Raw genomic sequence first — 11,378 nt, forward strand, 5'->3', positions numbered from 1 at the left:
TTTGACCGAATATCTGTTTTTTCAAATTGATCCCTCACCTTTTTTGTCCCGCCGTTTTCTCAGGTAAAAAGCAGGAAGGGCTGCAAAATAATAGTGATAACAAGAAATGTTATCGCCATTATTTCACAGCATTCCCAGTCTATTTTAACGGAAGGGCCCTCTTTCTCCTGTTTTTATGAAAACTGGAGACCGGAGGAAGAAAGGCCGCCCCAAAACCCAGAAAACGCAAGACCAGAATTATTTTATGCAATTAAATATTTCTTTCCTTATCTATTATCGTTGCTTTACTTTGATTTTTTAGATCAATCAGATAAAAAAATAATAAAATTTATTATAATTTATTTTTCATTCTTTGGAGGAACCATGAGGCCGCGCATTGCTCCAACAACCGCACGGCTCCATCCCAAAAACAAACCGGCAAAATGCCCTCGGCCTGCTAAGAGCGTGAGGAAGCAAAGGATACCAAAAAAGCGGCCCGCCGTCTGTATTAAAACAGGCGGCAGACCGCTTTTGTACATATAGAAAAACCGGTAGCTCGAGTACACGAGAAAACAGCGAGGTGCCCGTTCCGGTTCAAAAGAGCCGGCGCTGTTCCGCGGTTTCACCGAAAGGGGCGCGGGCTGCCCCGCTCACCACGGCATGATATGCGCCCCCACGAACGCCCAGACCACCGTGAATACGACGACGGTGCCGACCGCGATCCAGCAGCCCTGGAGCATCTCCTTGAGGTTGTTGCAGCCCGCGATGCCCATTTGGCCGTTCATGTTGCTGCAGGGATACGTGGAGCCGGTCAGCCGGGTCGCGCACAGAATGGAGATGGCGAACATGCTCATCGGCAGACCGGTCGCCTGCGCCGCACCGAGGAACATGCCAGCAATGATCTTGATCTCCGCGACCGCAGCCGCTTCGATTCCAAAGCCGCCCACCACGGAGGAGATCAGCATAACCGCCGTCGGGCTGTTCTGGGAGAAGCTGCCGAGCAGATTGCCCAGCGCCGTGAATCCGCCGCCCGCCGTAACCATTTGCAGCAATACGTCGATGGTGATGAAAATGATGAACATGCCAGCCTGGGACTGAACGCCCTTCACCGTTGCGCTGATGATGTGCTCCGCGTGCATTCTGGCGCACAGGGATACCACCGCAATCAGAATCATCATGACGACCAGCGCATAGGAGGTGCCCTGCCGCGTGAGGATACCGTACACCACCAGCGCGAGGAAGCTCACCAGGAACACAACCGTACTGATGGTCTCCTGCTTGGTCACTACGATTTCATCCAGATTTTTCATGTCGTCGGAAAGGGTGTAGCTCTCCTGCCCCTCGGTACGCTTCTGCGCGCGCAGGGCGCCCACCCACGCTCCGCCAATGAAAATAATGGCAAAGGGAAGCGCGGCTCCCAGCATCAGCTGGCCGTATGTAAGGCCGGTTACTTCCATGGTAATCAGCGTAACACCTGTCAGCGGCCCCAAAACCAGGCCCATCTCTCCGGAAATTTTAAAGAGAATCGCAACCACCGTGGGGGTAATCCCCAGCGAGGCCATCACCGGGATCATGATCGGCGCGATCACCGCGTTGCCGCCGCCGAGCGTGCCGAGCAAGCCGCAGATGACAATGGAACAGATGATGAGCACCAGCTTCGCTTTTGTCTGCGTGTTCACACCGATCCGCTTGACGATCCAGTAAACCAGCGTATGCGTTACATGCGCCTCCGTCATCACCTGACCAAGTCCGGCGCCTGCCATGATGATGATACCGATCAGTGCCGTACTGCTGGACATGGCGGCTTCAAAGGATTTTGACACCGCCTTCAGATCCAGCCCGTTGAGAAAAACACCCGCGGTAATGCCGAGAATAATGGCCCAGGTATTGTTTTTCCCCCGCAAAGACAGCACGATGTAGATCAGCAGCGGAATCAGGGCAAGGAGCGGAAACGACTTCACGATTGCCCAGCTTCCAAGTTCCATAAAAACTCCTCCTAACAGAATAAATATTTAGCGATTCTTCGCAAACAAACACTAAAGCAATTTGCGTGCCAACACCGAAAAGCCCCGGAAGAAGCGAAAAAAAGCGAATCGCCATGCGATCCTGCTGGTAAAAACATTTCATTTGGAATGATTTGTTTGGAATAATGTATTGCAACGAAAAGATTTTCTTGCACAATTTGACCAGATTCGATAGAAAAAACGCCGGATTGGTGTTGGCATCGGATTTGCTAGTATTTTTAGGAAGAGCCTTAAAAGCGGTTCTTGATCATAGAGATACGGGAGGAAATAGAATGAAAGAAAAAGACATCCTGCGCTTGAAGGCGTTATACGAAAAGCTGCAGAACTACATGGATCACCCCTGGATGTTGAAGCACCGGCCGTTTCATGTTGTCGGCGACGTCTATTTTGTGGGGAACAATTATGTGTCGAGCTTTCTGATCGACGGCGGAAAGGACGGCCTGCTGCTGATCGACTGCGCGTTTCAGGAAACCGCCTATTTGTTATTTGACAGCATCCGCGCACTTGGCTTTGACCCGGCCAATATTCGCAGGCTGTTTTTATCCCACGGGCATGTGGACCACTGCGGAGCCGCCCGGCTGGTGCAGGAATACAGCGGCTGTGAGGTGTTTCTCGGCGAGCGCGACCACTTCTTTTTCACCGAACGCCCCGACCTGATTTTATTTGAAAAGCATGTTCCGCGCTTTCGCATCCATCATTTTTACGAATACGACAGGCCGATCGTCTGGGGCAACACATCGATCACTCCCGTGCTGACGCCCGGCCACACACCCGGCACCACCTCCTTCCTGATCCACACCCCCTACCGGGGCGATTCCGTTACCTGCGCCATGCACGGCGGAATTGGAATCAACGGCCTTTCGCGGGAGGAACTGACGGAAAACCGCCTGCCCCTGAGCCTGCAGCAGGAATTCCTGAATTCGCTGGAGCGCATGAAGAAAGAGAAGGTAGAGGTTATTCTGGCCTCCCACGCACATCAGTACAACATGCTGGAGCGCGCCGCCGAAGACGACGGAACCGGCGCGGCTTTTCTGGACGACGGAACCGGCTGGAGCGGCATGATGGAAAAACACATAGCGCTTGTGAAAGAGCTGATGGAAGAATAAAAGGAACCGGGCTGCGGCGAGCAGCCCGGTTCCTTTTATTCCTGTTCCGGTTCGATATCCTTAAGCCTGCGCCACAGCGTGGTGGTGCTAATGCCCAGCTCCGCCGCGGTTTTACGCTTATTGCCGAAGTTCCTTCTCAGCACCGCCAGCAGGCGCTCCCGCTCCGCCTCCCGCGTCTGCGGCGCGGGAAGGTCGTCTTGCAAATCCAGCGCGTTTCTCACCAGCACCTCGTCGATTACCGCCTTGTTGGAGATCGCGCAGACCCTCTCAGCGAAGTTGTCGAGCTCGCGCACGTTGCCCGGCCACTCCTGCGTTTCGAGCAGGCGGCGCGCCTGTGGCGTAAACTCGGCCGAATCGAGCCCGTTCTGCCGCAGCAAAATCCGCAGAATCGGCAGGATATCCGCCCGGCGGCTGCGCAGGGGCGGCAGAGAGAGCGTCAGCACGCACAGGCGGTAGTATAAGTCCCTGCGAAAGCGCCCTCTCTCCACCTCCTGCTTTAAATCCCGGTTGGTTGCGGCAATGATGCGCACGTCTACAGAAATAACCCGGTCGTCGCCCACGCGGGTCACCTCCTTTTCCTGAAGGACGCGCAGCAGGCGGGACTGCACCTTCAAAGGAATTTCCCCAATCTCGTCCAAAAACAGGGTGCCCTTGTGGGCCAGTTCAAAATAGCCCGCGCGGCCATCGGCGCGCGCGCCGGTAAAGGCGCCCTTCACGTAGCCGAACAGCTCGCTTTCCAGCAGGCTTTCGGGAATCGCCGCACAGTTGATCGCCACAAAGGGATCGTTTCTGCGCGCGCTGCTGTTGTGGACGCTCTGGGCAAACAGCTCCTTGCCGGTGCCCGTCTCCCCAAAGATCAGCACCGTACTATTTGTTTTGGCGTACAGCTCCGCTTTCTTTTTGGTCTGCGCCATAACGGCGCTGTCGCCGCCGATATCGTCAAAGCTGTGCTTGGCGTAATACCCGCTCTGAATCAGGTTTTTCTGAATCCGCTTCTCCATGTCGCGGATGTGATCCGTCTCGTGCAGAATCAGAACCGCGCCCACGGGTGCTTCGTCCACCTGAATGAACTCGGAGTTGAGCATCAGATTCCCGCCGGGACAGGAGACGACGTGATTTGTGATCTTTCGGCCCTCGCGCAGCAGCCGCAGCGTTTTTTCGTCCGGCAGCACCTGCTCGAGCGGCGGGTATTTTTCCCCGGTGCTCTGGAGCCTTAACAGCCGCCTTGCCACCGGGTTGCACTGAATGATCTGCTGATCCTGCCCAACCGCCAGAACCCCCTCCGAAACGCCGTTCAGAACCGCCTGCACCATTTTATACCGGTGTTCCTGCTCCTGGTAAATGCGCAGGTGATACTGGGCCTTTTCCACCGCGTCGATATACGCCTCCCGGTCGATATCCACATGCACAAACGGAACCCCCAGGCGTCCGGCGGCACGGGCCACACCGCCGCCGCCCACAACCACCTGAATCCCCCGGCGAAGCACTTTCTTCACCTCGCCCTCAATATACTCCTCGCAATCGCTGGCCGTGGTTTTGCCAAACTCCACAATCGCCAGGTTTTCCCGCAGCTTTGAGCGGTACTTGTCGAAATTCTTGCGGTTTTTATACCACCCCAAAAGCGCCACTTTATCCGACATTTCATACGCCTTTTCAATGGGCTCGAGAAAATCCAGAAAATCGTACTGCAAATCAACGATTGGAAGCGTGTGAACCTGCTTGATCAAATCCGGCACGCCGCCGCGGGCGATCATCACCCGCACGCCCTCCTGCATCTGCCGGCGCACATTTTCATGAATCCGGTCTATTTTGGTGTAAACCACCTTTACCGGATACCCGCACTGTGCAAAAATCCGCTTGGCATGCTCTATGTGCTCCTCGTACATGGTGATGTAACAGATTTCCGAAACCATTGCCGCTCCCCCTTTTGCCGCGAAAATTATCTGAACGCTTTGCTTTTTTCTTTACCGCAATACTTGTTTATTATAGCACATATCATGCCAACACAAACGCGCAAAGCATTCCCTGTCGGTTTTATGGGGCACCGCCCAAAGAAACCCGCATGGCCTGCGCAGCGCGCAGCCGAAGGCCCGGTTTGCGCCGCTTTTCTAAAAAACCGGCCCGGGCTTGTCAATCGGGGGCGGGCAGGTTACAATAAGGGACAGAGAAAGTAAGGTGATACCATGTACCGGATTCTGATCGTGGAAGACAATGCAGGGATTGCGGCCGCGATGAAAAAGCATATTGAAGCATGGGGACTGGAAGCGATGTGCGTCGAGGATTTTCAGAATGTGCTCACGGCGTTTTCCGAATACGGCCCGCACCTGGTTCTGCTGGATATTTCGCTGCCCTTTTTCAACGGCTACCACTGGTGCAGCGAAATCCGCAGGGTGTCGAAGGTTCCCATTGTCTTTATCTCCTCGGCCTCCGAAAACATGAACATTGTTATGGCGATGAACATGGGCGGCGACGATTTTATTGCCAAGCCCTTTGATTTGACCGTTTTCATGGCGAAAATACAGGCGATTCTGCGCAGAACCTACGACTTCTCGGGGCAGGTTTCCGTGCTGGAGCACAGGGGCGCCTTGCTGAACACCGCGGACGCCACGCTGACCTACCGGGGGGAGCGCATCGACCTGACGAAGAACGATTACCGCATCCTACAGGCGCTGATGGAGCGCAAGGGCCAGGTGGTCAGCCGCGAAAAGCTGATGGAACGGCTGTGGGAGACCGACAGCTTTGTGGATGAAAACACGCTGACCGTAAACATGACGCGTTTGCGCAAAAAGCTCGACGCGGCGGGCCTGACGCATTTCATCACCACCAAAGTGGGAATGGGCTACCTGGTGGAATAGGCCGCCGGAAAGGGACAGACTATGAGAGTATGGAGAAGCTATTTCAGGGCGCACACAAAGCAGATCGTCGTCTATGTTCTGTTCTGCGCCATTTTTCTGCTCACCTTCGCCCTGTACGATCTTCCGCTGGCGGCGGTGCTGTATCCCGCGGCCATCTGCGCGGTTTTGGGGCTCATCCTCCTGATTCTGGATCTGATCTCCTTTGCCGCGCGGCACAAGGGGCTGCTGGCCCTATATTCGGAGGCGGCCGTCACCGTAAAGCGCCTTCCGCGCGCAAAAAGCCTGCTGGAAGAGGATTATCAGCAGATCATCCTCTCGCTGTTTCAGGAAAAGGTCGATCTGGAAAACCGGATGCAGAGCCGCTATACGGATTTGATCGAATACTACACCGTTTGGGCACACCAGATCAAAACCCCGATCGCCTCGATGCGCCTGAGCCTGCAGGAGGACGACTCCCCCTTCAGCCGTGAGCTGACGGAGGAGCTGCAGAGCATCGAGCAGTATGTGGAGATGGTGCTGTGCTACCTGCGGCTGGATTCCGCCTCGACGGATTATCTGATCCGAAGCTGCGATCTGGACGCTATCCTCCGGCAGGCCGTGCGCAAGTTCGCTTCGCAGTTCATTCGCCGCAAAATAAAACTGGTTTACGAGCCAACCGGCTTTTGGGTGTTGACGGACGAAAAATGGCTGCAGTTTGTTCTGGAGCAGCTGCTCTCCAACGCGATCAAATACACCAAAAGCGGCGGCACGGTCTCCATCACCATGAACGAGCCGGGCATTCTGTGCATCGGCGATACCGGCATCGGCATTGCGCCGGAGGATCTGCCGCGCATCTTTGAAAAGGGCTATACCGGGTACAACGGGCGCAGCGACAAAAAAGCGAGCGGAATCGGCCTGTACCTCTGCCGCCGGATTTGCGGCAACCTGCGGCACCGCATTTCGGCCCGCTCCTCGCTGGGCAGCGGAACCGTGATCTGCCTGGATTTAAACCGCACTCAGCTGGAGCGGGAATAGCGCTTTTGCCGGCGCCTTTCAAAACTGTAAGAAGATCGAGGGGAAATGTAAGCCGATTCGATGGCGGCCCATTTCTCCTTTTTGCTACAATAAGCTCATCAAAGGAGGAATGCCAAATGTCTATTCTCGAGGTCAACAACCTGAAAAAGGTATATACCACCCGCTTTGGCGGGAATCAGGTGGAAGCGCTGAAGAACGTTTCGTTCAGTGTGGAAAAGGGCGAATATGTGGCGATTATGGGAGAATCCGGCTCCGGTAAAACGACGCTTTTGAATATTCTGGCTGCGCTGGATAAGCCCACGGGCGGCTCTGTGCTGCTTGACGCGCGTGATTTTTCCAAAATTAAGGAATCGGAAATCGCCTCGTTCCGCAGGGATAATCTGGGCTTTGTCTTTCAGGATTTCAACCTGCTCGACACGTTCTCGCTGATGGACAACATTTATCTTCCGCTGGTGCTGGCCGGCGTGCCGCACCGGGAGATGGAGCGCCGCCTGCGGCCGATTGCGGAGCAGCTCGGCATTTTAGAGCTGCTCCCCAAATACCCCTACGAGGTATCCGGCGGGCAAAAGCAGCGCGCCGCCGTAGCCCGGGCGCTGATTACGAACCCCAGACTGATTCTGGCCGACGAGCCGACCGGCGCGCTGGATTCCAAATCCACAGACGAGCTGCTGCAGCTGTTCGCGCAGATCAACCGCAGCGGGCAGACCATTTTGATGGTGACCCATTCGCTGAAAGCCGCGTGCCACGCGGGCCGCGTTCTGTTCATCAAAGACGGGGAAGTCTTTCACCAGATTTACCGCGGCGGCAGCACCAAAGAAACCATGTACCAGAAAATATCTGATACGCTTACCGTTCTTACGACAGGCGGTGACCGCAAATGAAGCTCGGCTTTTACGCCCGCCTGGCCTGGACGGGAATGCAGAAGAACCGCAAAACGTACCTTCCCTACATTCTTACCTGCGCGGGAATGGTGATGATGTATTACCTGATCACCTTTCTTTCCAAAAACCCGAATGTCGCCCTCATCCGGGGCGGCAGCACCTTACAGGGAATTTTGAGCTTCGGTACCGGGGTCATCGCCGTTTTCTCCCTTATTTTTCTGTTTTACACCAACTCGTTCCTGATCCGCCGAAGAAAAACGGAATTCGGGCTCTACAACATTCTGGGAATGGGCAAATGGAACCTGACGCGCATCCTGCTTTGGGAAAGCGCCGCAATCTGCGCCATTTCCCTGCTGGGAGGGCTGTTTTTCGGCATTCTCTTTTCCAAGCTGGCAGAGCTGCTGCTGGTAAACCTGATGGGCGGCAAAGCCAGCTTCACCTTTACGGTGGAACCAAACGCAGTCGCGTCCTGCGTGCTGCTGTTCGTCGGAATCTTCGCCCTGATTTTTCTCAACACTCTCCGCCAGATTCACGTTTCAAACCCCATTGAACTGCTGCACAGCGAAACGGTGGGCGAACGCCCGCCAAAGGCGAACTGGGTCGTGGCGGCTCTGGGCATTATCATTCTGGCAATCGCGTATTATATCGCAGTCACCATTCAGGATCCCATCGCCGCTCTGGTGTTCTTTTTTGTGGCGGTCGTGATGGTCATCATCGCCACCTACCTTCTGTTTGTGGCGGGCTCGGTCGTACTGTGCAGGATTCTGCAAAAAAACAAAAGTTATTATTATAAGACGCGCCACTTCATTTCGGTATCATCCATGATGTACCGCATGAAGCGCAACGGCGCGGGCCTTGCTTCCATCTGCATTCTGTCGACCATGGTTCTGGTCATGCTGTCCTCCACCGTCTGCCTGTTTGTCGGCACGGAGGCCTCCCTGCACGGGCGCTACCCCAGGGATATTACAATTGAAACCAATACCCTTGACGAAGCGCAGACCAACCAGGTGCATCAGGCCGCGGAGGATGTGCTGAAAGAGCACCACCTGCAGCCGGAACAGTTTCTGCAGTACCGTTACCTCAGCCTGTCGGCGGTTCTTGAGGAGAACAAGCTCAATTTTGACCGCGGCCTGCTGGATACCTCCTCGCTGAATAATACCGGCCAAATTCGCCAGGTATTCGTCCTCTCTCTGGACGAATACAACCGCCTGACCGGCTCCAGCGAAACACTGGCCGCAGACGAGGTGCTGCTGTGCAGCACAAAGACCGATTATACCGGCGATACCGTTACATTGCAGAAGGAATCCCCGAAGAAAATCAAAAAAATCGTGCCGAAGTTTTTGCAGAACGGGACCGACTCCACGCAAATCTTTCCGTCTCTGTTTATCATCGTTCCGAATTTTGAGCAGGAGCGTCAGGCATTTCGCGAATGGGCCAAAACCTACGCGGAATATGAGATTTCTGCCGAATTTGATTTTTACGGGTTTGATCTTTCCGGCGACGATTCTGAGGAAATCGCCGTCCGCAATGAAATTTCGCAGAAGATCCAGAAGCTTCAGCAGGAAAATTCGGATTTTGCTTCCGTACGCACCGACAGCCTCGCAAGAAACCGCGCGGAATTCTACGGCCTGAACGGCGGGCTGCTCTTCCTGGGCATTCTGCTGGGAATCGTATTCATTTTAGCTGCCGTGCTGATTATGTACTACAAGCAGATTTCGGAGGGCTATGAGGACCGGGGCCGCTTTGAAATCATGCAGAAGGTCGGCATGACCAAACGCGAGATCAAAAAGAGCATCAATTCACAGGTGCTCACCGTGTTCTTCCTTCCCCTGCTCGCCGCCGGGGTTCATGTGACGTTCGCGTTCCCGATGATCTCGAAGCTTCTGCTGCTGTTCGGCCTTTACAACACCACGCTTCTCATTGCGGTTTCCGTCGCGTGCTACCTGCTCTTTGCTCTGCTCTATGTACTGATCTATTTCGTCACCTCCCGCGCGTATTACGACATTGTCAGCGGCGCGAAATGAAAAGCTCTGCTCCCATTTGATTCCTGAACACAGTTTTTCATTTCTCTTTTCCCCTCGTTCATTCCGGAATTGAATCTTTACGGATAAAACGCCGTTTGGGCCCGCCCCCAAACGGCGTTTTGCCACTGCCAGTGAACGCCACACATTAGGCCTGCCCCAACAGGGCAGGCCTAATGTGTACAAACAAATACATTCAAACAGACGATAACAGAGAAAGCTCCGCTTCACACTCTGAGCCGTGAAGAGAGCATCACTTTCTTCCACGCCTGCTCTCCGCCTAAACGATTGCCTTCAACGCCTCTTTAGCTGTATAAAAAGAACTGCCGCAACACGAAAGCTTTGCGGCAGTTCCTTTTATAATCAGCGAAACACAAAGGTGAGAATCATAATGATGCCGAGAACGATTCTGTACCAGCCGAACACTTTAAAATCGTGGCGCTTGATATAGACCGTTAAAAAGCGGATTGCAAGCAGCGACACGAGAAAGGCCACCAGCGTGCCCACCAGCAAAACCGTTATCTCCAGGCCGGCGGAGGGCAGGCCGTACTTCACCATTTTCAGCAGGCTCGCGCCGAACATCACCGGAATCGCCAGATAGAACGTAAACTCTGTCGCCGCAACTCTGGACGTGCCGAGCAGCATCGCGCCGATGATCGTCGCCCCCGAGCGGGAGGTGCCGGGAATCAGCGCCAGAACCTGAAATAGTCCGATTAAAAACGCTGTTTTGTAGTTCATCCGGCTGACGTCGCGGATTTGCGCGGAGGAATCCCTGTGGCGGTTCTCGACGACAATAAACAGAATGCCGTACAGCACCAGCGTGAAGGATACGGTCTGGTAGTTGTAGAACAGCGCGTCGATCGGGTCGTCGAACAGCAGGCCGATGACTGCGGCCGGGATGCAGGCAGCGAGTATCTTCATCCACAAAGAGATCGTATCGCGCTCCATATGCAGCCTTCCCTCGCTGGAAAACGGCCACAGCTTTTTCCAATAAAACACGATGACGGCCAGAATCGCGCCCAGCTGAATCACTACAAAAAAGAGTTCCTTGAATTCATTTGACGCGTTCAGCTTTAAAAACTGATCCACCAGAATCAAATGGCCCGTACTGCTGATCGGCAGCCACTCGGTGATTCCTTCAACAATGCCTAAAAAAACTGCTTTTAGAATTTCTGCTACATTCATACCTCTGTTATGGCTCCAATTCTGTCAGGATAAGCAAAAGGTCGTCGGTTCCTGCCGCCGACCGCCAAACTCCAATTTTGCCTTCGCTTTATCATAGTATAGAATCGCTTCTTTTTCAACCGCTTCTTCTCTATTTAATCAATAGAGGCCGCGATGCCCGTGGCGTAATCGATCATGTTTGTCACCACCAGCAGATAGACCGGCGCGGCCAAAATTCCCATTCAGGCGGAAAGCACGGGAAAGCCCGAAATGACCGCCGCCTTAATTTTCTCCCTATTTCTCTCTCCTTCTTCCATTTCTTTTACCGCGCAGT

The 11,378-nt window shown here is 54.3% G+C and carries 9 protein-coding genes; 6 read left to right on the forward strand and 3 right to left on the reverse strand.

Going from position 1 to position 11,378, the window contains the following annotated elements:
- Positions 1 to 93 precede the first annotated feature (93 nt).
- A complete protein-coding gene (locus G340_RS17815) occupies positions 94 to 522 on the forward strand; it encodes a hypothetical protein (RefSeq protein ID WP_154653100.1) in 429 nt (142 codons plus the stop codon).
- Positions 523 to 629: 107 nt separating this feature from the next.
- Here G340_RS17815 and G340_RS0104955 read toward each other — a convergent pair whose 3' ends face one another.
- Positions 630 to 1,964, reverse strand: a complete 1,335-nt coding sequence (locus G340_RS0104955) for a TRAP transporter large permease subunit (protein ID WP_020072554.1) — start codon at positions 1,962 to 1,964, stop codon at positions 630 to 632.
- A gap of 311 nt (positions 1,965 to 2,275) precedes the next feature.
- On the opposite strand from G340_RS0104955, the gene G340_RS0104960 reads away from it, so the two are divergent.
- On the forward strand, positions 2,276 to 3,109 hold the full coding sequence (locus G340_RS0104960; protein WP_020072555.1) for an MBL fold metallo-hydrolase: 834 nt from the start codon (positions 2,276 to 2,278) through the stop codon (positions 3,107 to 3,109).
- A 35-nt stretch (positions 3,110 to 3,144) separates the two neighbouring features.
- On the opposite strand, the gene G340_RS0104965 is transcribed toward G340_RS0104960, so the two are convergent.
- The gene (locus G340_RS0104965; RefSeq protein WP_020072556.1) at positions 3,145 to 5,022 is read right to left on the reverse strand and encodes a sigma 54-interacting transcriptional regulator; all 1,878 of its coding nucleotides are present in this window, start codon (positions 5,020 to 5,022) and stop codon (positions 3,145 to 3,147) included.
- Between the two features lie 270 nt (positions 5,023 to 5,292).
- On the opposite strand from G340_RS0104965, the gene G340_RS0104970 reads away from it, so the two are divergent.
- The 4 genes from G340_RS0104970 (at position 5,293) to G340_RS0104985 (ending at position 9,883) form a co-directional block, all read left to right on the forward strand.
- The gene (locus G340_RS0104970; protein ID WP_020072557.1) at positions 5,293 to 5,964 is read left to right on the forward strand and encodes a response regulator transcription factor; all 672 of its coding nucleotides are present in this window, start codon (positions 5,293 to 5,295) and stop codon (positions 5,962 to 5,964) included.
- A 21-nt stretch (positions 5,965 to 5,985) separates the two neighbouring features.
- Entirely contained in the window at positions 5,986 to 6,978 is a 993-nt protein-coding gene (locus G340_RS0104975; RefSeq protein WP_020072558.1) for a sensor histidine kinase, read from the forward strand.
- Positions 6,979 to 7,094: 116 nt separating this feature from the next.
- A complete protein-coding gene (locus G340_RS0104980) occupies positions 7,095 to 7,859 on the forward strand; it encodes an ABC transporter ATP-binding protein (protein ID WP_020072559.1) in 765 nt (254 codons plus the stop codon).
- A complete protein-coding gene (locus G340_RS0104985) occupies positions 7,856 to 9,883 on the forward strand; it encodes an ABC transporter permease (RefSeq protein WP_020072560.1) in 2,028 nt (675 codons plus the stop codon). The genes G340_RS0104980 and G340_RS0104985 overlap by 4 nt, the downstream gene beginning before the upstream one ends.
- Before the next feature lie 360 nt (positions 9,884 to 10,243).
- Here G340_RS0104985 and G340_RS0104990 read toward each other — a convergent pair whose 3' ends face one another.
- Positions 10,244 to 11,065, reverse strand: a complete 822-nt coding sequence (locus tag G340_RS0104990) for an undecaprenyl-diphosphate phosphatase (RefSeq protein WP_020072561.1) — start codon at positions 11,063 to 11,065, stop codon at positions 10,244 to 10,246.
- Between the last annotated feature and the right edge of the window lie 313 nt (positions 11,066 to 11,378).

It is taken from the genome of Faecalispora sporosphaeroides DSM 1294 (assembly GCA_000383295.1).
Lineage (GTDB): Bacteria > Bacillota > Clostridia > Oscillospirales > Acutalibacteraceae > Faecalispora > Faecalispora sporosphaeroides.